This window comes from Bordetella sp. 02P26C-1, from assembly GCF_009763255.1.
GTDB lineage: Bacteria > Pseudomonadota > Gammaproteobacteria > Burkholderiales > Burkholderiaceae_B > Bordetella_A.
The window spans coordinates 129,335-153,602 of record NZ_WSJB01000005.1 but is presented as its reverse complement, the minus strand read 5'-3'; the positions used below and the strand labels follow the sequence as shown (position 1 = coordinate 153,602).

Sequence of the window (24,268 nt, the reverse complement as noted above, 5' to 3'; positions counted from 1 at the left end):
ATTCAATACCTATCTCGCTGCTTGTTTTTAAATCTGGCACGTGCCGCTATTTTTCGAGCAAGGGCTATATATTGAGTGTTGCCGGTTTCCGTAGCATCTGCGAGGAAAACCGCTATGTCCTCCTCTGTGGTCAATGAGTTGGCAGGGTCGTAAGGTGTGAAGCGTTCGGGGGATGTGGGTTGATCCTCGTATTCCGCTTCACTTGCCCAGCCAGCAGAAGCTGCCTGGTTCATTTCCTCAATGGTCGCGACTGTCGTTGTTTTTCCCTTGAGAATCCCCAAAAAACTATCGATGCTGCTGGTTCTTTTGGTCATAGCATTCCCCATGCACGAGTTTAGGGAGCTTGGAATGGGCGTCTGGTGTGGTCTATATGGAATTCTGACGACCGTCGATTTCGGCGCCGAAGCGCTCCACTGCCTCTTTCAGATGATCCAAGAAGGTTTGTGTCTTAGGGACTCCGACTTGGTCAACTGAATACTGTATCAAGAGTTCGCCCAGACCTGCCATTAGTATTTGAGCAGGTATGCCAGGATTTTTATTTGAGAATTGAATCAGATCCTCTATCAGGATGCCTCGTAGGTGTTGAACTTTTTCGCGGTAAGTTTTTTCGACGTTATCCATGCGTGTTTCCTTGCGATTGATTAGCAGTGAATTTTTAAGCGGTACGTGGGACGAAGCAGCCCATCCATCGAGCGTGGTCCAGGCTTGTCATCCCCTGAGTGCTTTAGGCTTGCTTTCGTGTCGGAGGTAATAGCATGAGCTTCAGTTCTTCCAGGCGCCTCCTTCCCTCTGCTTTACTGGTGGCTTGTGGTTGCACCTCATTCTGAGGCATAGCTTGCCTCGAACTATTCGCCGCGACGTTCTGGGCATACGTGGGATAAAAACTACCTGCACGGCTTTTCTTGAGGATCGCTCGAAACCACGATACGCGGGATGATCGAATGACACCAGCATTCATCGCCCCTTGAAGCTCATCGAGCAGCACTTGCGAGCTCGGGTGGCTAGGAATAACTTCCTTGATTGCTAGAACTTCGGCCTCGCTCAGACCACGAGGAAAACTCAACGCAAACGTCGGTTGTGGTGGTGATTTAAATGATGGGTTTACTGGTGGTTCAAGGTCTGACACTGCTGTGTCCAGCTCCCCTGGACATGACTTTGTCATAGCGGGGGTGACTTCTGTGGCAGAGGGGGGCTGACATGGCTCTGTCAGGGATGACAGATTGTCAGGGTACTTATCCACAGCCAATTGGTAGACATTGGAGGTCTGTCGTCCATTGGGATCGAATCGTTTTGTGACCTCGAGCAAATTGATCTGCACGAACTTGTTGATCCATCGTCGTATGGTACGTTCCGACAAGTTGCACTTGGCAGCGATTGTTTTGACTTTCAGCCAGCTCTGACCCTGATCATCGGCGGAATCCGCCAATGCGAGCAGGATGACTTTGGCCGTGGGCTCCAAGCTTAAAGTCCAGCCCCAATTCATCGCTTTGATACTCATTCTTCGCCGGTCCCCTGGTCAATGACGCGAGAAAGCTCAGTTATGCTGAATAGGATTCGACGTCCGATACGGCGACGAGCTGGGCGAAGCTGTGTAGCGACGGGGTTATCACCTGAGAGCGTAATTCGCAGGCCGTCAGGGCTTCTGTTCAAGAGATGGGCGACTTGTTGAAGCGTCAAGAGCGGAGTGCCAAACTGCTTCAGCAACAATTCCTCTGTAGTCATCGTGCAGTCCTCGTGTGTTGGAGTAACTGCAGACTAATTTGCTTGGTGCGTTGTGTAAATAAATCGACGGTGGTGCAAATGTGATGCAAAAAAGCGAAGAAAAAGGGTGGATGGTGCAGATTTGATGCAAATAATCGGTCGTTCAAAATCTGGGACAAGTTCAATGGTGCAATTGTGATGCAAGTATGGTGCGGTTATGGTGCAGCCCGACAGTTTGTTATTGTTTCTATTGATAAATTTCAGATACAGAAAAGAGAAGAATTCAGTACGTAGTGGGCTTCGTCTTTCGGTTTTTAGGCCACGGAAAGTTTTCGCCATACGGACTTTTTGATTGTGCGGTATTTCTTTTTGTTGAAGTTTTGGGTGCTTGCTATTTTTGTCGGGCGTTAGTCGATGTGTCGACGATTTAGGTATCTGTAAACCAAACCATACACCGCTAGATACGCCAGTGCTACTGCCGCCTTAACCCAATGATGTTGATCCCCTGTCCTCGTCGCTTTCCATAATTCCGAAAGCCCCACAACGAGGAAGAGCAGGATCACAAAAATGATAAAACTTCGAGATTCCGCTTCGAGTTTGCGGAGGATCACATAGATCAGTAAATAGGCCACCGGTAAAAGCAGGCCGAAGGCGAGGGCAGGGCCTATGTCGTCACCCAGCCATTTGAGCTTCTCCCCTAGATACCCCGCGCCGAACAAGGGGGCTATCAACAGGCACATAATCCAAAGTATGTAGAAGAAACCCGTCCTAGTCGGGTAAAGGGAATCAAAGTCGCTCTTCTTCTGCATGGCCTATGATGGCTTGGTTCGTGCAGTCGAGCAAGCTCGAACGGTGGTTCGGAGGCAAATGCCGTCATTTGCGAATGGCAGCTTTCGGTCAAGAGCAGCCGTTCGAGGTACGGATCTTCGGCAAGGTACCGCTTACGCCGAGACAGCGTGGAATTTGGAAGCCGCTTATCAACTTCTATAGAGATTCACTCTTATATCGTCGATAAAGAGGCGATCCTCACCCCATGATGAGATAATATTTCTTGATTCGAGCCATTTGACAAATTCCAGATTCTCGGGATTTTTCTTTAGCCTGGGAGTTTTGTACCCTGTTTTTATTTCGGAATATGGCTCCGGTAGGCTAGCTAAGACGTTACGCACGTCGTCATCACTCATAAGAGAGTGATATTTATTAAAGAGTGCAATTTGTATCGCTATAGGTTCGGAATATTTTATTAGGGCTTGGGCGCTATTCCCATCAAGTTTGGATATTATGGCGTCTGCGCTATTAATAATTGGGCCGATTAGTGCTGATCGCTCAGGAAGGTCCACGAGCGCCTCCAGGTCCATCAGGTCGACTATCTTGAGCTTGGCGACATTATCAATGTCAGATCGTAAAAGATCCTCTCGGAAGTCGTCGTCGAGTGCAAAGCCGTTGGGATTTGCCAGATATTCGTCGCTGTTGGCAGCGACGAATAGCACCTGCAAATCCTTACTGTCAGCGAGCGCATCGAAGCTTTCCTTAGTGAATGTGATTTTTCCTTCGGCTATCAGTATTCGACGCTTGCTTGGTTCCAGTCCTTCGGGCAGCTTTTTGAACGGCTTCGGCAGAGCGTGGGCATAATCTTTGTAGGCGGCATCAGACAGCGAACCCGCATTGATGAGGAACTGACGCAGCGTCAGTGAGTCCGGATTGCTTGGTATGGGATGTTGTAGGATAGCCGTACGGACAACATCTCGATCAAGATATCCAATCAGGCTATCTGCCTCAAACCCGTCAGATTCCATGAAGGCGAGACAATTCATCCAGGTTGCTTCAATCGCATTTAGCTGGAACAGTGTCGCGTGCAATTTCTCAGGCACACCCTCTAGAGTCGGTAGTCGGGTTGTCTGCCTTTCAAGAAACGTCCGAAGATCATCTTGATCAAGTGTATTCTGGCCAAGAATGGCTAGAATGGCGGGAACATCCTCCTCTGAGTTTCTTTGCAACTCTAAAAGAATATCGCGCAGGTAAAGATTGAAATCACGCTCCACTCTCTTCATCAAGGTTGCGTTATTCGTTGAACGGATGGCGGTGAAGTTTCTCTCGCGCATTGACTTGAGATCGTTCTGCCCCAAAATCTCTTGATAGACATATTCCAGGTTCGTTATCGTGAGCCCGTACAGCCCCTCCTGGAACATAAAGCGTACAATTTCAGAGTGTTCTTTGATCGCAGCTAGATCTTGGACCTCAAAGTCGAGGCATTCAAGGCGTTCCGGTGCTAGTTCAGGCAAGTGCACCAGAATTTCTGGAAGGTTCGCAGCAACAAATTCTGATAATTCATCAAAGTTCCTGGCGAGCGTTTTGAGCGAGCTTAACGGTAGATTCGCGATCAGTTGGGTAACGTGAGAGATATTGTTGGGGCTGGCAATGGCAGTTGGTACAAGCTTGTTCCAAGCATTGACTAATCCTTGAAGAAACCCTGAAACTTCGAGGCCGCCGGTGTAATACGCACTGAAAAAATCTTCGCAGCTCTCGAATTCAGAGGAGAGAAGCTCGAAAAGCTTCTGTGCTTGATCAAAGTAGAGACTCCGATCATTCAGAAGGTTATCAACGAGCTTAACGTTCAAGACATAGCTCTGCCGGAAGTCCTCATCTCGCATCGCAGCGATGACCTCTTTGGGATTGTCGAGCGGAAAATTCGGCTCAGGCGTGACAAATGCTCTTATTTGGATGAGAAACCTGTTGTCATTGGGCGACAAACGGCCTGAGTGAAAAAGTGACGTGTATTGGTAGTAGGTGTCGTCGAGATGGCCTTCTAAGATCAAAAAGCGGGCCAGTTCTCCATTCTCTTCGAAACCTTTGAAAAGCTCCTCTACGTGGTCGGCATTTAAACGCAACAGCTCATTGAGCTTAGCCATGCGAAGTGCTGGGATCTTCAATCTGAGATCATCTAGTCGGCCCAGCATCTTTTTCTTATTATCAGCCAACTTACTTTCGATCTCATCCCTGCGTTGCAGGTAGGATTTTAGAGGGGCCCTCTCAGTTTGCAATTTGGAAGAATCGACCACACTGGAGGTACCATTGGGATAGCGGCAAAATAGACGAGGCGTATCAATGAGCTGCTCGAACGCATCATGGCCAACTAGTTGAACAAGCGGAATCCATGTCTGCCGATCATGACTGACGCTAATAGCACTCTCTGGGAGTTTCTCAATCAGAGCCATAGCGTAGATTTGCCGCAACTCTCTCAGATCCAAAGGCGTCTGTTGCTCGGCGACTTCAATTCGCTTTTCTAATTCCGCGATCTCGGCCCGGCAGCCGGTTTCGCCTTGCCTAATGAGCTCATCTTGGCGATTCAATACTGCGGCGAAATTCCCGGCGCCGCGGTGCAATTGCTCAAAATCCCGTGGATAGACGTTTTTATAGATCAGAATCGCGAGAAGCTTGTTAGCGTCATGCAGATTCTCTCCATCAGTTTCCAAATTGGCCACATAAATGGCGTATTCATTAAAGATATTCTGAATCAACCTCAGGTCGTTCAGGTAACGTGAGACCTCTCTTAGAAACTGCCGATCGAGACGTTCATCGAGCGAAAGCCTCCTCCCTTGCTCCAATACCATATCGATCGAATTTGACGTATTGATGATCGGTATGACGGGAATAATAAATTCGAAAAACTTGGTTCGATCGGTGTTGACAAACATGTCGTCGCGCAACGCGTAGAGGAACCTGATAGTCCGTTTTACGCCCGCATTCTCGTTTACGAGGCTATTAATTTCGCGCAACGTGACGAAAATCTCGGTGTCGTTGAATCGATCTAGATCCTCGATGATTACAAGGTCGTAATTGGTTGATTGGAAGAAGTAGAGTATTTCGTCTAAATGACGATTCAGTATTGATGTCTGGTCGTCATGTGCTGGCCTTATCTCAACGTCCTTCAACGAGATGCTCTTGAGTGACAGGCCGAAGCTGGCAACGTAAAAGTGGTGCAGTGTCGCCCAAAGGAACGTTACTGCAAACGCGCAGATCCCCAGGTTGAATCCATTGCTGAGCGCGAGCGGAGTGAAAAAGGTGCCGCTCACGATATCTGCTCGCCGACTAAACACATACCAAAGCGCGAGAATTCCAAACGTTATATAAAAAGACTTAAATATCGACCAAACACCAGGCGACTGAATTCTCTTGAACCGTGACAGCGGGAGTTTGTTTGTGTCAGCACCATACAACATCTGCTGCAGAATACTTCTCTCAATTTCCTGACGGCTGACCTTCTTGCCTTCCGAATCAGCCTCGGGTACGAACGCGGCGAGAGAGATATGAAGCGCAGGTCGCCGATACTTCTTCAAGAAGGTTTGGATGATGCTGCTTTTTCCCGAACCATAGGGACCTGTTAGAGCAATATTGGCAACCTTCGTATTGTTCGTCGCAAACAGAATCGCTTCGGAATATACGCCGGCGTTGTCTGCCTTATCAGTTGGGGCGAGGTCCACAAACTTCGCTTGGATGTCAGCGGAGCGATCTTTGCTTTCCAGCCAAGACAAAATTCTATTGAGACTGTTGGCAAGTCCGTGCATTAGGGAGATGATGGTTTTTATCATACGATGCTGGACAAACTAACCTTTGAAAGTCGGGTTGCCTTCCTCCCCGAATATTTTGATGTCACCGAGGATAACTCGGTTCCTGTCATTGAGGCCTTTTTCGATGCGCTTGACCGGGGCCGGATATTATTTGTGCCCATTTTATGTAAGTTTTCTACTGCTAATGGATGTTCGAAGTTTGGACGATCGAAAGGCCGCTTTGAGTCGAGAGCGACCCTTCGCGAATGCCCGTTTTCGACCCATAGCTGCCGTTCGAGTTTCCATGGCTAATGTTCGCTTTGCGCAAGCGGTCATTTGATCGAAGCTGCGTCTAAAGATTTATGCAATCGACGCCAGAGCACGAAGATCGACCGTTAGCTCTGAGAAAGGGGCGCGTCGTACATCTTCTTCAACAACGGCTCCATCAACTTTTCCGTTTGCTCCCACTCAGCTTCGGTAAGCATGCTGTATCTCTCTGTCAGCGTCATCTCGTGGTCGAACTTGAGGTCGATAGGTGTTTCCAAGCCAACGATAAGTTGCATGCCGGCGGGCAAGTCCTTCGCGATGAAACTTAGGACGGCAGGAAGGTTAAAGTCGTCTTGCGCTTGCTGGTTTGGCGAATCGATGACTACCGGGACGTCGTACGTGCCTTCCTTGCTTTGCACGGTGCGCCAAATGGCGGCGTAGTAGGCGAGGATCGAGCGAGGTCCGCCACTGCCCGAAAGAGAGGGGCGGGACGCCAGTTGCATCGTTTTGGTCGTTACCGAGTGCAGTTGCAGAGCGATGCGGCCGGCCGCGTAATGTTCTCGGAACTCGGCCAAGATTTTCTTCGTGCGCTTGGGAGAACGCAGTTCCTTCATCCTTGTTTCAAGTGCGTCGACGTTAAGAACCACGGCGTCGATAGCCGCCTGAATCTGCTTGCGCTCGGCCTCGAACGTTGCGAATGCGGACTCAGCGCCGAGGCTTCCGACGACGTCCTTGAATTTCAGCTCGCCCTTGCGCGAGTCCAGCAAACGAGATATGCGCTGGTAGTTTTCGTTAAGTGAGCTTAGCTCGGTGAAGACCTTCTGAGTACGCTTTCGAACCTCTGCGGCATCTTCTCTCAGGCGTGCGGCGAGCTCGCGAAGGACGCGGGCATCCTCTGCGAACTCCAGCAAGTCGAGGAACGGTTTTTCGTGCTCCGCGTGACACGTCGGGCAGATGAGTGGCGCCGCGCCGTCCTTGAGCAGGTATTTGGCATCGCTGTCGTGTGCAGCGAGAGCGCTGTCCGCAAGATGGATTTGATGGTCCAAGCTGTTGAGAAGCTCTTGCTCGCGGACTGCACTACTACGTAGCACTTCTTGTCGAACGTTGAGCTCATTGACCTCTTTGGTCAGCAGTTCAATCTCGGCAGCAAAATTATCAGCGTCGACTTTCGGTCCAGACAGCGGGACAGATCTGCTGAAGCGATCTATCGCACGTTCGAGTAGTCGGTACTCTTGTCGGTGTTCGTCTAGAACCTTGGAATGTTGGGACTTTTCGGCACTTGCCGAGTAGTACTCCGGTGGGCATACGCCGGTGAAGTACTCAAGAATCGGCTTAAAAGGTGCGTTGAAGCGCTTCATGCCGCTGAACGTGTTCCATTCAGCCTGCCAGCTTCCGTCCTGGTTCACGTAGAAAGGTGCGAAGAAACACGCTGGATCTGCAGGGACCACTTCCGCCTGCTTCTTGTCAGAGAAAACTAAATTGAAGTCGGTTATCTCACAAAAGCGTCTGGACCAGTCGCCGAACTTGGATGTGGAGATGAGCAGATTGAACGTTGCATCAAAGAGCGCGCGCCGCCCATCCTGGTGGAGGGCGAAGTAGCTCCGGCCGTCTACTGAGAACTCGAGTAGCGACGCAGCGTTTTCGTCCCATTGTTCGAGCTTTCCCTGTGGCGTCGCGCCTAGCGTCTCAAACAAGCTGCGAATCAGCGTCGTCTTGCCCGTGTGGTTCCTCCCCACTAGCAGGTTCCTGCTCGGATGAAACTCCACGTGACGAGCCTTCTTCTCGCGATGAGAGAGAAGCCAAATGTTTTTGAATCGGAAGCGATGCATAGTCTTTTGTTCTCAGGCTTCGGACGAGGCGTCTTAGTTCTGGTCCACGCATTTCGTTATGGCTCTCATGACAAACCGGGCAACCAGGTCGTTATCGCGCTGTGCGCCGAATTGGGCCTTGAGCGCGGTTAGGGCGGCCTCAGTGTAGGGCCGAAGTTTGGATATAGGCGGATTTGACGCGAGCCATGCATCGCTGAATTGGTCGATTTCGCGGGATAGGTCAGTCCCCCCGCTGAGTCGATCTTGCTGGGCTCGCGTGGCTGCGACGCGGATCGACGAGATGGTCATGAAGTCCACGCCTTCAGCTTGAAGTTGGTTCAAAAAATCGTTAAGCAAGGCGCTGCGGTCGGGCACGGCCTCGAGGGCTGCTAGAGCACCCATGAATGCTCTTCGCGAAAAACCGCGTTCTTTGACAAGCTCGTCGAATGATTGGCAGCAGTCTGTTCCACGCGTCAGCGGCGAAATCTTCATCACCAAAGACTCTACGAAGGCCCTCGCCTGGCCGGCATGTGATGGGCTGCGCTCGATTAGCAATTCAAGCGCTGCGGCAATCGCCGGTGCATTCAGATTGTCGGGATGTATAGCGACCTTCTGCAGCTTCATCCGAGTCAAATCAGGTGGCGAACCGTCTGTCGACAACGAGGCGAAAGCGTCGGTCAGCAACTGAACATGGTCGGCAGCCAAGTCTGCGAGTGTGCAGGGCAAAGTAGTAGCTGCGGATCCGCCTCCTGCAAGTGGGAAGTCGCAGCCCGCGTTTGAAAGGAATACGCCTTCGACAGACAGCGCCGTGAATGCGTTCAGGCTGAGTTGTAGCTTGCCGAGTGCGGAGCCTTGGACCTTCTTGAAGTCCAGCGCCTTTCGAGTTGCGGCGGGGGCTTTGGTGGGCTTCTTTGGAGCGGTCGATGCGCCCTTGGGAGCGACCGTACCTGTGAGCACAGACCAGCTCCAAGTCCCGGCGTCCTTCTTCTTGACTTGGTAAACCCTAGCCCGTGTTGGCTCGGTCGCAGAATCTAGTTCTGCAACGTCCTGAACGGATTCAAAGAGGAGGAGGAAATCCGGCTCATTGGCCTTCTCCAACTCCACCATCCGGACGACAGCCCACCAGCGCGCAAAGTCTACGCCCTTGGCTCCGTGCCCACCACCGGTCTCTGAGTACTTCGGATTGTTTGCGACGGACAAAAGCTCCGTCGCACCTCTGATTCCGTTCAAGGCCCCCTCCTAAGTCGGCTTCGTTTACGTGCAGGAGTTCTTTGACGCGCTGCCTATCATCGTGGATCAATAGATTTATGTAAAGTCTTGCAACATCCTACCTCGTTATAAACCACGATGTTGGATCTCGAAATCTAGGAGGAAAGAGGCATGAAAGACGATTCAGATCCGTCGTACGCCAAAGAACTCGCCGAGATGGAAGCCTGGGACAGGATGCTCTGGCTTGCTCAGGCCTACTTGGAGGCAAGCGAGGCGTTGTGCCACGCGATGCTCGATGGAGGATTTTCATCTCAGTACTCGTCGAGCCGAGTCGTCCTTCATATAGCTCGCCAGGGTATTGAGCTCTTTCTCAAAGGAGCCATCGCCGCTCATGGCGGGGCGCCTGAACACCTTGGCCACAACCTCAATAAGCTGTACCGAGAATACCGGCGCTTTTACCCAGAGCTTCGGTACCATTTCGAGGTGCCGCGCCAGTTTTTGGTGTCCCTGAACGAGGAGCTGTTTCCTGAAGATACCGACGCATTCCATGGAGTATTGGACCAGCGCCATCGGTACGCGACAGATAGAAAGGGTGCTTCTTTCGCTATTCCGGAGACTTTCGACCCGGTGACAATGAAAGAAACGCTTAGCGAACTTCGCCGCGTATTCCAAGTTATCGAGTGGGTCGAGTTACGGCCTTATCTAAAGGCGGTGCACGGGAAGGGCGGGAGTTGACGCACGACTTCAGGTGTCTGTGCCCCAAGATATGGGTAGACAAATGCCCGGTTCTCGCCTGACGCGGTCGTTCGCGGGGATTAATTAAAAGGCTGCTTCTGGCCGAGACCGGCCATTTATGACCCAAGCTTATCCAGCTTTTCTACCAAATCCTCAGCCCGCAAATGCGTATACCGTTTCAGCATTTGCATAGACTTGTGCCCGCTGATTGCGGCCACTTCTTGATCTGATAGCCCTGCTTCCACTAATCGGCTAACAGCTTCGTGTCGCAGGTCATGGAATCGGAAATTCACCAAGCCAGCGGCTTTCTTTGCATCAGTCCACGCCTTGTCAAACAAATAAGGTCTTCGCAGACCGTCTCGCCCCGGCTCACCAAAGAATACTAGATCTGTCTCAGCTGGCCGAATTGGATTGTTGATGGCCGATTGAAAGGCGACTGTAGCTGCTCTTGTCAAAGGTACAGTTCGGGGGGATGAGTTTTTGGTGATGTCCAGCCTTACGATTCGCTTCTGCAAGTCAACCTGGCCAAGCCGCAACCCGCCGATCTCCGATAGCCGCATCCCCGTTTCCAAAGCAATACGAACGATCCAGCTAAACATCGGATTCGAGTACGCATCTACGGCCGCCAACAGACGGTTATTCTCTGCTGGTGTCAGCCGTCGATTTCGCCCCGCACCAGGAGACGGTCTGCGAATATTGGCTACAGGGTTGGAGGGGAGGCCTATACCCCATTCCTTGATTGCTACAGTGAACAGGTGGCTGAGGAGTGCTAGTTCCAGGCGTACTGTGTTGTTGCTGCGCGGAATGATCTTGCCGCTATCGTCAGCATCTCCCGCTAGCCGAGTGTCGCGGAACTGGGCAACGATTTCAGCGTTGAGGGCGGCCAGCGAGTATTTGCCAAGGTGCCTGATCAGAACTTGCGCTTTCTTGTGTTCTCCTGTCTGCGTTGAGGCGCGTTTGGTTGGCGTGACTTCTTTGAGGTAACGGGTCAGGGCTGCTTCTACAGTCATGCGTTCCGCCGGCGCGCGCTGGATATACACGCCGCGCACCATCTCGTCTTCCGTGCGGCGTGCCCAGTCCTCCGCGTCGCGCTTGGTGCGAAATGTTTTGGCCGTGGTTGGCCAGCCGGTCTTCCGAATGAGCGCTTTCCAAGTGCCCGAGGATGTCTTAACGATAGTAGCCATGTGTTTGAAAGCTCCGGAAAATGCACGCGGTGCTTCGCCACTGTACTGAAACTGTACCTGGCTCACAAACTTGGAAAATCCCCCAGAGACGGGGAGAGGCTTTGAATCCAGCTAAATGCCTGTAAATACGAGGAAATTTAGACTGGTGCCCGGGGCCGGAATCGAACCGGCACGCCTTGCGGCGGGGGATTTTGAGTCCCCTGCGTCTACCAATTTCACCACCCGGGCTAGGAGGTCGCGAGATAGTCTGATGACTAACTGCGGGAGATGCGAAGACAGCGATTATATGCTGCTTTTTCAAAAAAGTCAGATCCCTTTAATTTTTCGCCTGAAGACATCTAACGTTGCACCGGTCGCAGTAGAATCCTTTCGCTTCTGGCGGTGTGGTGCCCGCGACGTCTACCTGACGGTCCAGGGCTCGCGCACTGGATAAAGCCGGACATAGATCCCGGATATCCCGTCGTTTCTCCATCACCGCCGACCGCTCAACGCCACGCCGGTTCACCTACAACTTCAACGACTATGACGCGCAGCACATTGATGTCACCACGCCGCTTTGCTCTGGCCGGGTTGGCAACGCTGATGCTGGGCGCCTGCTCGACCTCACCCAAGGCCCCCGCTACAGCAGAGGCCACCGGCCCCGTCGCCTATCTGGCGCCCAAAACCAGCGGAAACACCCTACGTGGGCCGGGCAGCGGCCGAGCGGTGCTCGAGTTGCATGTGATCGAAGGCCGCGACCACGTTAAGCAGATCGCCCAGTGCGACCAGATTTACACGGGCGCGGCACTAGGCGGCGGCACTGCCCGCGAACTCCAGGTCGTCCTATGCGACGGCGATTTCAACAACGACGGGGAATATTCCCTGATCAGCGAACCGGGCGTGGTCATCGTGCGCCGCAAGCCCGATGGCGGTATCCCTTATACCGTCCTGGAATACCGCCTGCGCGACACACAAGCCCGGGCAATCGCAAAGAGATAGGCCGTTACGCCCGGCTCTTCTCCGGCAAGAACCAATTCATCACCAGCGCACAAATCCCGCCAGTCGCCACGCCCGACTCCAGCACGCTGCTCAACCCACGCGGCAGATGCGACAGAATCTCGGGCACCTGCGACACCCCCAGCCCCAAGGCCAGCGATACCGCGATCACCAGCAGCGCGCGCCGATCCAGCTGAATCCCGGCCAGGATATTGATCCCGGCCGCCGCGACAGCGCCAAACATTACCATCGCGGCACCACCCAGCACGGGCTCGGGCACCGCCTGCAGCGCGCCCGCCACGGCGGGGAACAGACCCAGCACCACCAGCATCCCGGCAATCCAGATGCCAACATGGCGGCTGGCGATCCCGGTCAGCTGAATGACACCATTGTTCTGCGCGAAAACCGAGCTGGGAAACGTATTAAAAATCCCCGCCAGCAACGAATTCACGCCGTTGACCAGCACGCCGCCCTTGATCCGCTGCATCCACACTGGCCCTTCGACCGGCTGCTTCGACACCTTGCTCGTCGCCGTCACATCGCCAATCGCTTCCAATGAAGTCACCAGATAGATGATCAACATCGGCACAAACAGCGACCAGGAAAAGCCCAGCCCGAAATGCAACGGCACCGGAATCTGAAACAGCGCCGCCTCGCGCGCACCGGTGAAATCCAGCCGTCCCATATACGCCGCCGCGATATACCCCACGATCAGCGCAATCACCAGCGCGGTGCTGCGTATCCACAGCACCGGCAGGCGGTTGAGCAAAATGATGGTGCCCAGCACCAGCCCGGACAGAATCAGGTTTTCCCCGCTGGCAAAGGTGCCATCGCCCATGGCCGAATAGCCGCCGCCCATGCTGATCAAACCCACTTTAATCAGCGTCAAACCGATCAGCAGCACCACGATGCCGGTCACCAACGGCGTGATCAGCCGCTTTACAAAGGGCAGGACCCGGCTGATGGCGATCTCGACAAAGGACCCGGCGATCACGACGCCGAACATGGTGGCCAGCACCGTTTCCACGGGGGTGCCCGTCTTGACCATCGCCGAGCCGCCCGCAATCAGCGGCACGACAAAATTAAAGCTTGTCCCCTGCACGATCAGCAGCCCCGCGCCCAGCGGGCCGAAACGGCGGCACTGCATATATGTGGCAATACCCGAGACCACCAGCGACATCGAGACGATCAAGGTGGTGTCGCGCGAACTGACGCCCAGCGCCTGGCAGATCAACAGACCCGGCGTGACGATCGGCACCAGGATCGCCAGCAGGTGCTGCAGCGCGGCGACAAAGGCAACCGGGGGCGATGGCCGATCATTCGGGCCATAAACGAGGTCGTGAGTAGGGGTGTCCGCGCCGGAGGCCGGACGAGCTGTAGCGGCTAAGTCAGGGGATTGCATGAAAGGAGTTGCCGCACAGGCGGCGAGAGAGGAATTTGCGGAATTTTAACGGCTCCCGCCGCAGCCCTCCCGCCAGGGTCTTGAAAACCCACCGGCGACCCCCATGTGAATGGGGTTTCTCGGATTCCGTCGCGGCTGAGCCCTCGAGGTAAGTCTTCGGGCCAGCCGCCGGAAACCGCCATTTTCACTCTTGTTTTTCTGACCGCTAAAACTATGAGCCAAACCGCCACGTCTTCCACGTCTGAAACCCTGGGATTCCAGGCCGAGGTGAAGCAGCTGCTGCACCTGATGATCCACTCGCTCTACAGTAACAAGGAAATTTTCCTGCGCGAGCTGGTCTCTAACGCGTCGGACGCTTGCGACAAGCTGCGTTTCGAGGCGATTGACCGCCCCGAGCTGATGGAGGGCGATAGCGAACTGGCGATCCGCGTGGACTTCGACAAGGCGGCGCGCACGATCACGATTTCGGATAACGGTATCGGTCTGTCGCGGGACGAGGCGATCGCCAACCTGGGTACGATCGCGCGTTCGGGCACGCGGGAGTTCTTCTCGCAGCTGACCGGCGACAAGCAGAAAGACGCACAGCTGATTGGTCAGTTCGGCGTGGGTTTTTACTCGTCGTTCATCGTTGCGGACAAGGTCACGGTCGTCAGCCGCCGCGCCGGCGCCGCAGAGAGCGAGGCGATCCGCTGGGAGTCGGACGGTCAAGGCGAGTTCAGCATTGCCTCGGCGGATAAGGCCACCCGTGGCACCGATGTCACGCTGCATCTGCGCGCCGATGAGGACGAGTTCCTGAACGGCTGGAAGCTGCGCGAGATCCTGCGTCGCTATTCCGATCACATCTCTTTGCCGATCCGCATGTTCAAGGAAGACTGGGATTCGGAAAAGAGCGAACAGGTCAAGACCGAAGAACTCGAAACCGTCAACCAAGCCAACGCCCTGTGGACGCGTAACAAGAGCGATGTGACCGAAGAGCAGTATCGCGAGTTCTATAAGACCGTCTCGCACGACTATGACGACCCGCTGGCCTGGACGCATAACCGCGTCGAAGGCCGCAGCGAATACACGCAACTGCTGTATATCCCGAAACACGCGCCCTTCGATCTGTGGGATCGCGATGCGCGCCGTGGGGTGAAGCTCTACGTCAAGCGTGTTTTCATCATGGATGACGCCGAGCAGCTGCTGCCGTCGTATCTGCGTTTTGTACGCGGGGTGATCGATTCGGCGGATCTGCCGCTGAACGTTTCGCGCGAGATCCTGCAAGAAAGCCGCGATGTGCGCGCGATCCGCGAGGGCTCGGCCAAGCGCATCTTGTCCTTGCTGGAAGACCTCGCCGAGAACAAGCCCGAGGATTACGCCACGTTCTGGACGGAATTCGGTCAGGTGCTGAAAGAGGGCACGGGCGAGGACCGCGCCAACCTGGAACGCATCGCCAAGCTGCTGCGCTTTGCGTCCACGCATACGGGCGAGGCCATTCAGAACGTGTCCTTTGCCGACTACGTGTCGCGCATGAAGGAAGGTCAGGACAAGATCTACTACGTCACGGCCGACACCTTCGCCGCCGCGAGCAACAGCCCGCACCTGGAGATCTTCCGCAAGAAGGGCATCGAGGTCCTGCTGCTCTCCGACCGCGTGGATGAATGGATGTTGTCGTACCTGCGCGAGTTCGATGGCAAGTCGCTGGTGTCCGTGGCCAAGGGTGGCCTGGATCTGGCCGAGCTGGCGGACGAGGAAGAAAAGAAACGCCAGGAGGAAGTCGAAGAAAGCTTCAAGCCGCTGGTCGAGCGCCTGAAGGAAACGCTGAAAGATCAGGTCAAGGACGTGCGTGTCACGCTGCGTCTGGTGGATTCGCCGGCTTGCGTGGTGGTGGGTCAGAATGAACTGAGCCCGCATCTGCTGCGTATGCTCAAGGCCGCCGGGCAGGAAGCGCCGGACGTCAAACCCGTGCTGGAAATCAACCCCGAGCACGCCTTGATCGCGCGTGTGCGTGATGCGAGTGATACCGACTTCGATCAGTGGGCGCGCTTGTTGCTCGATCAGGCCTTGCTGGCCGAGGGCGCGCAGATCGCGGATCCGGCGGCGTTTGTGAAGCGTTTGAATGCGTTGCTGCTGAAGTAAAGGATGCACGCTGCATTGCGCAGCGTGGATAACGAGACGCCCCGGTCGGCAAAGATCCGGGGCGTTTTTATTGGCTATCGGCCTAGTACAGTCACCGCACGTGGCGCACGATCCAGGCGTTTTGACCCGTGCATGGGGCTAGTTGGGGAATTCAGCCAGCCATGCCCCGAGCCAATGGCTAGTTCGCCTTGAAGCCCGTTGCCTTCACCACCTCGGACCAACGCTTCGCCTCGCTATCGAGCAGTTTCTTGAGATCCTCGCGGCTGGAGGCGACCACGATGAAACCCGCGTCCTTCAACGTCCGGGCGGCCTCTGGCGCTTGCAGCGCGGCGGCACTTTCTTTCTGCAGGCGATCAAGTACCGCGTCCGGCGTGCCTGCCGGTGCGAACAGTGCGAACCACGCGCCGAAATCCACCTTGTCGTGACCTTCCTGAGCAAAGGTCGGAACGCCGGGCAGGGCATCCGAGGGTTTGGCGCCCGTGATGGCGAGCGCGCGCATCTTGCCGCCTTGCACCTGGGGCGCCGCCAACGCGGTCGTGACAAACGCAGCTTGCACGTTGCCAGACACGAGTGCGGTGACGGCGTCGCCAGTGGAGCGGTAGTGCACAGGCTCGATCTTCATGCCTGTTTCGCGCGCGAACAGTTCTGCGCCAAAATGCCCCGGTGTTCCCGCGCCAAAGGTGCCAAAGTTGACGCGGTCTTTTGCGTCCTTGCCCGCTTTGACGAAATCAGCGAGTGTCTTGTAGGGCGAATCCGCCGGCACCACCAGTGCGAAATCCGCGCGCACGACTTCGGAAATCGGTGCGAAGTCTTTGGCCGGATCGTAGTTCAGGTTGTCGTACGTGGCCGGTGAGATGCTGATCGAACCCACTTCTCCCAACAACAGGGTTTGGCCATCCGCCGGGCTACGGGCCACGGCCTGCGCGGCGATCTGCCCGCCCGCGCCGGCGCGGTTTTCCACCACAACGCTTTGTTTTAGCCGCTCGCCCAGCTGTTGGGAAAGCGTGCGTGCCACGATGTCAGGGCCGGTTCCTGGCGGGAAACCGACGTTGAGACGTACCGGTCCATTCGGATAGTCGGCCAGCACGACGGTGGGCAAGCACAGCAAGGCCGTAACGAGCAGTCGGCGCAAAGGGGATCGCATGATGTGTCTCCGTAGCAAGTGAGATAGCCAGTACTTTGCTGGCTGCTATAGGTGTTGAGATGAAGAAGTGGCGTGGTGGTAGCAGTGATCGCGGTTTGGGGTATCAGCCCGGTTAACCCACTCGATAAAAATTCAGTTCTACATGATCTGGGTAGCGCGCGCCGGTGCCCACGAATAGTTGCTCTTGCAACCAAGCCAGCTCGGGCGCAGCGGTTTCAAATCGCGGGTAGGTACGAAAGTAAACGCGAGCGGGGTCCACGGCTTCGCCTTGCGCGAGCTTCGCGGTGTCTTCCGCGCTACATGTGCGGATGCCAGTGTTCTCGACATAGACGCGATGGCCCTCGGTCGTCTCGATCACATAGCGTGCCTGGATATCGGTGTAGGTCGCCGAACGTACCGATTGAAAATCCGCCCCGCCCGGTAAGATCGTGCCGTTGAGCAGCGGGCCGGAGACATTCCCGCCCAGGATGGGGATGATGCGGCGGCGGCCGCTAGGCGTCTCGCCCACTTCTTGTGGTGGACCCACATAGACGTGCAAGGTGGCGATGTGTTCCAGCAAGGGGGCGGTGGGCGTCGTCATCATGTTGCTCCGGTGGATCGGCGTAACGCGGCGGGGTCAAAGCCCGCCAGTTGTTTATATCGTAGCGAGATGGCTTGCAAGGTCTCTTGCGGAATGATGTCGTTGATGTGGGCAAAGCCGTCGGGGGCGCGGTCTTCGGCCATTTGCATGACCTGCTCGGGGCCGTTCAAGCGATTGCGCAGCACGATGCCCGCCGTACGCGGCAGACGTTCTGCCTCGTATTCCAGCAAGGCGGTCTCCAAACCGCGCAGCGCGCCTTGGCGCACTTGCGCCAGGCAATCGGCCAGGCAGCGCGCATCCAGTATGGCTTGTGCCGATCCGTTTGACCCGATGGGATACATCGGGTGCGCGGCATCGCCCAACAGGGTCATGCGCCCCTTGGTCCAACGTGGCAGCGGATCGCGGTCCACTAGCGGGAATTCGTAGATTGCCTGCGCGCCATCGATGATGGATGGAATGTCGATCCAGTCCCAACGCCAGTCCGCGAATTTATCGGCGAAGACAGATTTATCCACGCTGCGGTTCCAGTCCGTGGCGGGCAGCGTGGCATCCGGGATGGCGAGCTCGGCGATCCAATTAATCAGCGAGCGGCCCTGGCGATGCAAAGGAGCCGAAATGGGATAGCAAACGAATTTCTGGTCCTGGTGCCCCGCCATGAACATAGTGCGGCCGTCAAGATACGGATCGGCCTCGGTCACGGCACGCCATAGCATCCGGCCCGAGAAACGTGGCTCGTCGCCGGTGGGGTAGAACTGTTTACGCAGCGCGGAATGAATGCCATCGGCGCCGATCACCGCATCTCCCGTCACGGTATGCAGCTGGCCGTCATGGCGGCTGCGAAAATGCGCGCGCGCCGTGGCGCCGTCTTGCTCGGCGGACTCCAGCACCATGCCCGTGACGATCGCGTCTTCGCCCAGGCGCGCGCGTACTGTTTCTGCGAGCAGGATCTGCAGTTCGCCCCGGTGGATGGAAAATTGCGGCAGCGGATAACCCGCATTCAGACCGCGCGGCTCGCGCCAGATCGGTTGGCCAAGCTTGTTGTAGTAGTGCAGCTCGGATGTCTGGATTCCGCGCGCTGCCAGCGCGTCGAGCAATCCCAGGGGTTCGAGCTCATTGACGGCGTGTGGCAGCAAATTGATGCCCACGCCCAAGGGGCGCAGCGTCTGGGTGCTTTCATAGACGCGGCATGGAATGCCTCTTGCATGCAGCATCAAAGCGAGCGTCAGCCCTCCAATGCCGCCGCCGGCGATTACGATATTCATAGCCTCACTCCAGCATGCGGGTAGGGCATGCTTGTTTGAATCTTATATTGTTATGAACCATAACAAAATCGCGGGAATGAGCGGCACTGGGACTAACCCGCAAACCGCGATGGCGCACGCCGCGCGTCTGCGGTAGTGTGTAGGTCCTTTGTATTTTGCATGTAATTATGTCCAGCGCTTCAGCATCAAGACCACGGCGGCCGCAAGCCCGTGGCGAGGCTTTTGACCCTCATGTTCCCGGCGTGAATTACGGGGCACTGGACTCTCTTGTGGGTTATGCGATCCGGCGCGCGCAGATTTTGATTTACGAGGATTTTCTGGCGGCGCTGGAGCCTTGGGATATCACGCCGCAGCGGTTTTCGGCGCTCACCCTGGTGGCGAAGAATCCGGATCTGAAGTTGACGGATCTGGCGCGCATACTGGGCATCGCGCGGTCTGGCGCGGTGCAACTGGTGAATCAGCTGGAGGCAATGGGTTATGTCACGCGCAGCGAGGTCAAGGAGGACAAGCGCGCGTATGCGCTGACGATGACGGCTGCCGGGCGACGCGCGCACGCCAGCATTACGCAGGCAGTACGCGCGCACGATGATCGCATTAGCGCGAGCCTCAGCACAGCGGAGCGTGAGCAGCTCTTTGCGCTGCTCGCCCGGCTGGGCTGATGGGTCAACTGCGTTTGACTCAGGAGAGCGGCAGTACTAGCACGCCCTGGGTGGCGGGGCGCGTCATCAGCCGGCGATACCACGTGTTCATGGCGGGCGTTTTGGGGCGCTCGATCGGCAGCGAAAGCCAGCGGTGCGCCACGCAGCCCAGAACAATGTCAGCCATGGTCAGATGGCTGCCGACGATGTATTCCTTTTGCTGCAGGGCGTCTTCGAGGATTTGCCCCAGCTGATTGGCTTTTGCCGTCGATGCCTCGATCGCGGCCGTGTCGCGTTGATCTTCAGGAGTACGGATCAAGCCTAAAAAGGCGGGCACCATGGCCGGCTGCCATTCCGTGGCTGTCCAGTCCATCCAGCGATCGGCCTGCGCGCGTACGGCGACATCGGTGGGCCACAGGGCGCCTTCACTGTATCGCGCCGCCAGATAGCGCACGATCGCGTTGGACTCCCACAGGATCAGTCCGCCATCGTCGATGACCGGCACCTTGCGATTCGGGTTCATCGCGCCATATTCGGGCGTGTCCAAACCGCCGAATTTGCCGCCGACTTGTTCGGCCGTATGCGGCAGCGCCAACTCGCGCGCCGTCCACAAGACCTTTTGTACATTGACCGAACTTGAACGTCCCCAGATCTTTAGCATGTTGATTCCTTAATATTGGCCGGGCAGCTGCCGGCGCAGAAAGCCAGTCAAGCGCCCGAAACGGGTCCATTGAAAAGCGGGCCCCGGATCGGTCTTGCGGCCGGGGGCGATATGTTCGTGGCCACGCACCGCGCGCAGCGGGTAGCGCGCACGCAGCGTGCGCGTCAATTTGGCCAGGCTCGTGTATTGCGCGTCGGTATAGGGCAAGGTGTCCGTGCCCTCGAGTTCGATTCCTATGGAAAAGTCATTGCAGCGCTCGCGGCGTTCGAACCGCGATACGCCGGCATGCCAGGCGCGCTTGTCAGCGGCGACGAACTGCACGACTTCACCGTTGCGGCGGATGAAAAAATGCGCCGATACGCGCAGGCCTTTTAGTCGTGCGAACCAGGGATGCGCGTCGTAGTCCAGGCGGTTAAGGAACAGCCCCGCGACATGCGGGCCACCGAATTCATTGGGTGGCAGGCTGATGTTGTGTATGACCAGTAGAGAAACCGTCGTCCCGGCAGGGCGGGCGTCGCAGTTGGGCGAGGGCAGCAGGCGCACGTTCGTCGCGGGCCTGAGCCACCCGTGTCGATCTAAGCGAAAAGACATGGATGCGGCTCGTTATGGATACGTAAGCCTCATTATGCCTGCCTTGACTGCCGGTTCAAGGGGCCGCCAGGATGACTCGACTAGCGCTCGCCGAGTCGCGCGTGTTCCTGGCTGCACCAGGTCTTGCCATCAAGTAGCGTGGCTTCGGATCGGGGCAGGTGAATGCCGCAATGCGCGCAACGCACCATGGATTCGACCGGCCCCTGCCCAGGCTGGCGGGCGGGTGGCTTTGGGGGGGATTGGCGCGTCGTGTGCCGGGTGCTGTTGCGGGCAGCCACGATACGCATCACCATCATGACGGCCAGGATGACGATGACCCAGATTAGCAGCTTGCCCACTTCAGCTCCGTTGCAAAATGACTTCCAGCACGAAACGCGTACCGGTGTAGGCCAGAATTAAAAAGCCGAAACCGGTCAAAGTCCAGCGCAACGCGACGCGGCCACGCCAGCCGCGTATATGGCGTCCCAGCAGTAATACGCCAAAGGTCAGCCAAGACAGCAGGGTGAAAACTGTTTTGTGATCAAAGGGCAGGATCTTGCCAGTCAGCTCCATCGACGCGACCGAGCCGGTAACCACAGCCGCCGTCAGGACCAGAAAGCCGATCCAGATGACGCGAAACAGCAGGCGTTCCTGCACCAGGAGCGGCGCCTGGGCGTCCAGGACTCGCCCTAGCAGACTGCGGTTTGCGGGCGTCTCCAGCGGGCGATGCAGATGCCGGTCCAACAGCGCCATCAGCAGGGCATGCAGCGCGGCCACGGTAATGAGCGCATAGGCGGCCAAGGCGATCAGCAGGTGGACGCGTATCGAACCATCCTCGGCATGCGGCACGCGCACGCCGTCGGGAAAGATCGCTGCCAGCACACACACAATCGTGGCCGCGGGCAGCAGCAGCAACTGCAGGCCGTCGATTCGCACCACAAAGCTTTCCAGCCAGAACACCACCATGCCCAGCCACACCGTCGCCGACAGCGCCAGCGCCCAGCCTATGGTCAGATGCGAGCCGCCCAGCATGGATTGTTGCAGGGCCACGCCCTGCAGAACCAGTGCGCCTAGCAGGCCCAAGCGCGCTACCTTGCCGGTTTTCTCGACGCGGCCGGCTCCGCGCAGGCGCTGCCAGAGGGCTGTGCCGAGCACGGCATAGGCCAGGGCGGCGGCTGCGTGAAATACAATGCCTAATGACATAAAAACCGTTGTCTGGATGGGGCCTCTCCGGCGCCGTGCGCCACAGGGGCAAAAAGCCCGTCGTCGCGCCCGCGCCTGGCTGCCCTCTACGGGGATTGGTACCTCGGGGGGTGGCCCAGCGGGAGTAGCCCGCCCGGGTCACCGTTCAATCAACTAGTGTAAGCGGAAACGCCTCTCATGCTCGATAACCTGACACAACGTTTGTCGCGCGTCGTCAAGACGCTGCGCGGCGAAGCCCGCCTCACCGAAGCCAATACGCAGGAGATGCTGCGCGAAGTGCGCATGGCGCTCCTCGAGGCCGACGTGGCTCTGCCTGTCGTGCGCGATTTCATCGCGCGCGTGAAAGAGAAAGCCTTGGGCGAGGAGGTCGTGGGTAGTCTCAGTCCTGGCCAGGCGCTGGTGGGCGTGGTCAGCAAGGAGCTGACTTCGCTGATGGGCGGCGATCTGGGCACGGGCGCCGGCGAACTCTCGCTGGCCGTGCAGCCCCCCGCCATTATCTTGATGGCCGGTCTGCAAGGTGCCGGCAAAACCACCACGACTGGTAAGCTCGGCCGCTGGCTGGCCGAGGGCAACCATACCCAAAACGGCCGCAATAGCGGCAAGAAAAAGGTCCTGACGGTCAGCGCCGACGTGTATCGCCCGGCCGCTATCGATCAGTTGAAAGCCGTCGCCGCGCAGGCGGGCATCGACTTTTTCCCCTCCGATCCCAGCCAGAAACCAGAAGATATCGCGCGTAATGCCGTAGACCATGCCCGCCGTCATCACTATGACGTGCTGATCCTGGATACCGCGGGCCGCTTGGGCATCGACGAAGCGATGATGCGCGAGATCCGCGCGCTGTACGATCTGGTCAATCCGGTCGAGACGCTGTTTGTCGTGGACGCGATGCAGGGCCAGGATGCGGTCAATACCGCAAAGGCTTTCGCCGACGCGTTGCCGTTGACCGGTGTGGTGCTGACCAAGCTGGACGGCGATGCGCGCGGTGGCGCCGCGCTGTCGGTGCGCCATGTCACGGGCAAGCCGTTGAAGTTTGTCGGGGTGTCCGAAAAGCTCGACGGCCTGGAGCCATTCCATCCCGACCGGATGGCGCAGCGTGTGCTGGGCATGGGCGACATCGTGTCACTGGTCGAGCAGGCGCAGAAGAACATCGACATCGCCGAGGCGCAAAAGCTCGCGACCAAGCTCAAGTCGGGCAACAAATTCGACCTGAACGATTTCCGCGAACAGCTCGGCCAGGTGAAAAAGCTGGGCGATATGGGCTCGCTGCTAGAAAAGCTGCCCGCGCAATTCCAGCAGGCCGCCGGTCAGCTGCAAGGCGGGCAGGCTGAAAAGCAACTGCGTCGCACCGAAGGCATCCTGAATTCCATGACCCCGGCCGAACGCGCCAAGCCCGAGCTGATCAAGGCGTCGCGTAAACGCCGTATCGCAGCGGGCGCCGGCGTGCCGGTGCAGGAGGTCAATCGTCTGCTGTCCCAATTCGATCAGATGCAGGGCATGATGAAGCAGATGAAAAAGGGCGGCATGGCGAAAATGATGCGCGCCATGGGCGGCTTGAAGGGCCTGGGACGCTTTGGCGGCTTACGCTAACGCTGTCCGTGCGGTGGTGGGGCCTGTGCTGCAGCGAGGCAGCGCGGGTGCCGCTGTGGCAAATGCGGATGCAAAAAAAGACGGCCAGACCGGAGTCTGGCCGAATTGACCGGCGCGAGCGGGGATAGTCCGCACCGGTACAAACCGGCAGCGCTGCGGGGGCTGCCAGTTTGAACGGATTTGCTATCGCAAGGGTTTATTGCAGGGGCGGAATACGCAGCACCTGACCGGGATAAATCTTGTCGGGGTGCGTCAGCATGGGCTTGTTGGCCTCGAAGATGACCGTATGCTTGGCGCCTTGGCCCGCGCCATAGTGCGCCTCGGCGATTTTCCAGAGGTTGTCGCCTTTCTTCACGGTGTACATGGTGGCTTCTGGCGTCGCCTGCTTGGCGGTGAGCTGATTGTCGACTTGGGCCACGCCAACCGTGTTGCCCAGCGCCAAGGAGATCTTCTCGGCCTCTTCCGTCGAAGCCGCCTCGCCGGTCACGGTGACTTTGTCGCCTTCGACCTTGATGTCCAGACCATCGGCGTTCAGGCCGTGCTTGTCCAGCTCCTTTTTCAACTCATCTACCGATGCCGCTTGGGCCTCGTGCGCGCCGAAGAGTTTCTCACCAACGTCCTTGATAAAGCTCAGTAGACCCATTTCGTTCCTCGCCCATGTTTAGGCAATTTTAGTG

22 protein-coding genes and 1 tRNA gene are annotated in these 24,268 nt (G+C 56.8%); 5 read left to right on the top strand and 18 right to left on the bottom strand.

Annotated features, from left to right (window positions below; genetic code table 11):
* Positions 1-2: 2 nt before the first annotated feature.
* The 7 genes from GOQ28_RS03980 to GOQ28_RS03950 form a co-directional block, all read right to left on the bottom strand.
* Positions 3-314, bottom strand: a complete 312-nt coding sequence (locus tag GOQ28_RS03980; RefSeq protein WP_160355513.1) for a hypothetical protein — start codon at positions 312-314, stop codon at positions 3-5.
* A gap of 52 nt (positions 315-366) precedes the next feature.
* The gene (locus tag GOQ28_RS03975; RefSeq protein ID WP_160355512.1) at positions 367-621 is read right to left on the bottom strand and encodes a hypothetical protein; all 255 of its coding nucleotides are present in this window, start codon (positions 619-621) and stop codon (positions 367-369) included.
* A 103-nt stretch (positions 622-724) separates the two neighbouring features.
* Positions 725-1,498 carry a helix-turn-helix domain-containing protein gene (locus GOQ28_RS03970; protein ID WP_160355511.1) on the bottom strand — a complete coding sequence of 258 codons (774 nt, stop codon included), beginning with the start codon at positions 1,496-1,498 and terminating at the stop codon, positions 725-727.
* Between the two features lie 610 nt (positions 1,499-2,108).
* Positions 2,109-2,510, bottom strand: coding sequence for a hypothetical protein (locus tag GOQ28_RS03965; protein WP_160355510.1), 402 nt, complete (start codon positions 2,508-2,510; stop codon positions 2,109-2,111).
* Positions 2,511-2,678: 168 nt separating this feature from the next.
* The gene (locus GOQ28_RS03960) at positions 2,679-6,290 is read right to left on the bottom strand and encodes a YobI family P-loop NTPase (protein ID WP_160355509.1); all 3,612 of its coding nucleotides are present in this window, start codon (positions 6,288-6,290) and stop codon (positions 2,679-2,681) included.
* 353 nt (positions 6,291-6,643) lie between these two features.
* On the bottom strand, positions 6,644-8,344 hold the full coding sequence (locus GOQ28_RS03955) for a hypothetical protein (protein ID WP_160355508.1): 1,701 nt from the start codon (positions 8,342-8,344) through the stop codon (positions 6,644-6,646).
* Positions 8,345-8,377: 33 nt separating this feature from the next.
* On the bottom strand, positions 8,378-9,553 hold the full coding sequence (locus GOQ28_RS03950; RefSeq protein WP_160355507.1) for a dsDNA nuclease domain-containing protein: 1,176 nt from the start codon (positions 9,551-9,553) through the stop codon (positions 8,378-8,380).
* 150 nt (positions 9,554-9,703) lie between these two features.
* Between GOQ28_RS03950 and GOQ28_RS03945 the strand changes: the two genes are divergently transcribed.
* The gene (locus tag GOQ28_RS03945; RefSeq protein ID WP_160355506.1) at positions 9,704-10,267 is read left to right on the top strand and encodes a hypothetical protein; all 564 of its coding nucleotides are present in this window, start codon (positions 9,704-9,706) and stop codon (positions 10,265-10,267) included.
* A gap of 116 nt (positions 10,268-10,383) precedes the next feature.
* Here the strand turns inward: GOQ28_RS03945 and GOQ28_RS03940 are convergent, their stop codons facing one another.
* The gene (locus GOQ28_RS03940; protein ID WP_160355505.1) at positions 10,384-11,451 is read right to left on the bottom strand and encodes a site-specific integrase; all 1,068 of its coding nucleotides are present in this window, start codon (positions 11,449-11,451) and stop codon (positions 10,384-10,386) included.
* Between the two features lie 143 nt (positions 11,452-11,594).
* A tRNA-Leu gene (locus tag GOQ28_RS03935) sits at positions 11,595-11,679 on the bottom strand.
* Positions 11,680-11,991: 312 nt separating this feature from the next.
* On the opposite strand from GOQ28_RS03935, the gene GOQ28_RS03930 reads away from it, so the two are divergent.
* Positions 11,992-12,429 carry a hypothetical protein gene (locus GOQ28_RS03930; protein WP_160355504.1) on the top strand — a complete coding sequence of 146 codons (438 nt, stop codon included), beginning with the start codon at positions 11,992-11,994 and terminating at the stop codon, positions 12,427-12,429.
* A gap of 4 nt (positions 12,430-12,433) precedes the next feature.
* On the opposite strand, the gene GOQ28_RS03925 is transcribed toward GOQ28_RS03930, so the two are convergent.
* Entirely contained in the window at positions 12,434-13,828 is a 1,395-nt protein-coding gene (locus tag GOQ28_RS03925) for a uracil-xanthine permease family protein (RefSeq protein ID WP_160348781.1), read from the bottom strand.
* 213 nt (positions 13,829-14,041) lie between these two features.
* Here GOQ28_RS03925 and htpG point away from each other — a divergent pair, with 213 nt between their 5' ends.
* The gene (gene htpG / locus GOQ28_RS03920) at positions 14,042-15,946 is read left to right on the top strand and encodes a molecular chaperone HtpG (protein WP_160355503.1); all 1,905 of its coding nucleotides are present in this window, start codon (positions 14,042-14,044) and stop codon (positions 15,944-15,946) included.
* Positions 15,947-16,124: 178 nt separating this feature from the next.
* On the opposite strand, the gene GOQ28_RS03915 is transcribed toward htpG, so the two are convergent.
* The 3 genes from GOQ28_RS03915 to GOQ28_RS03905 form a co-directional block, all read right to left on the bottom strand.
* Positions 16,125-17,090 (bottom strand): Bug family tripartite tricarboxylate transporter substrate binding protein, encoded by a 966-nt coding sequence (locus GOQ28_RS03915; protein WP_160355502.1) that lies wholly within the window; start codon positions 17,088-17,090, stop codon positions 16,125-16,127.
* A gap of 112 nt (positions 17,091-17,202) precedes the next feature.
* Positions 17,203-17,673: a DUF3237 domain-containing protein gene (locus tag GOQ28_RS03910; RefSeq protein WP_160355501.1), complete on the bottom strand. Its 471-nt coding sequence runs from the start codon at positions 17,671-17,673 to the stop codon at positions 17,203-17,205.
* A complete protein-coding gene (locus GOQ28_RS03905; protein ID WP_160355500.1) occupies positions 17,670-18,932 on the bottom strand; it encodes a flavin-dependent oxidoreductase in 1,263 nt (420 codons plus the stop codon). The genes GOQ28_RS03910 and GOQ28_RS03905 overlap by 4 nt, the downstream gene beginning before the upstream one ends.
* A gap of 242 nt (positions 18,933-19,174) precedes the next feature.
* Between GOQ28_RS03905 and GOQ28_RS03900 the strand changes: the two genes are divergently transcribed.
* Positions 19,175-19,591: a MarR family winged helix-turn-helix transcriptional regulator gene (locus tag GOQ28_RS03900; RefSeq protein WP_442862075.1), complete on the top strand. Its 417-nt coding sequence runs from the start codon at positions 19,175-19,177 to the stop codon at positions 19,589-19,591.
* Positions 19,592-19,610: 19 nt separating this feature from the next.
* On the opposite strand, the gene GOQ28_RS03895 is transcribed toward GOQ28_RS03900, so the two are convergent.
* The 4 genes from GOQ28_RS03895 to GOQ28_RS03880 all read right to left on the bottom strand — a co-directional run bounded on the left by GOQ28_RS03895 (position 19,611) and on the right by GOQ28_RS03880 (position 22,004).
* Positions 19,611-20,231: a glutathione S-transferase family protein gene (locus GOQ28_RS03895; protein ID WP_160355498.1), complete on the bottom strand. Its 621-nt coding sequence runs from the start codon at positions 20,229-20,231 to the stop codon at positions 19,611-19,613.
* Between the two features lie 9 nt (positions 20,232-20,240).
* Positions 20,241-20,822, bottom strand: a complete 582-nt coding sequence (gene ampD, locus GOQ28_RS03890) for a 1,6-anhydro-N-acetylmuramyl-L-alanine amidase AmpD (RefSeq protein WP_160355497.1) — start codon at positions 20,820-20,822, stop codon at positions 20,241-20,243.
* 80 nt (positions 20,823-20,902) lie between these two features.
* On the bottom strand, positions 20,903-21,160 hold the full coding sequence (locus tag GOQ28_RS03885; RefSeq protein ID WP_160355496.1) for a PP0621 family protein: 258 nt from the start codon (positions 21,158-21,160) through the stop codon (positions 20,903-20,905).
* Position 21,161: 1 nt separating this feature from the next.
* Complete coding sequence (locus GOQ28_RS03880; RefSeq protein WP_160348772.1) at positions 21,162-22,004, bottom strand: cytochrome C assembly family protein; 843 nt, start codon at positions 22,002-22,004, stop codon at positions 21,162-21,164.
* A 177-nt stretch (positions 22,005-22,181) separates the two neighbouring features.
* On the opposite strand from GOQ28_RS03880, the gene ffh reads away from it, so the two are divergent.
* On the top strand, positions 22,182-23,591 hold the full coding sequence (gene ffh, locus GOQ28_RS03875; RefSeq protein ID WP_160355495.1) for a signal recognition particle protein: 1,410 nt from the start codon (positions 22,182-22,184) through the stop codon (positions 23,589-23,591).
* A 196-nt stretch (positions 23,592-23,787) separates the two neighbouring features.
* Here ffh and lysM read toward each other — a convergent pair whose 3' ends face one another.
* Complete coding sequence (gene lysM, locus GOQ28_RS03870) at positions 23,788-24,234, bottom strand: peptidoglycan-binding protein LysM (protein WP_160355494.1); 447 nt, start codon at positions 24,232-24,234, stop codon at positions 23,788-23,790.
* Positions 24,235-24,268: the final 34 nt, after the last annotated feature.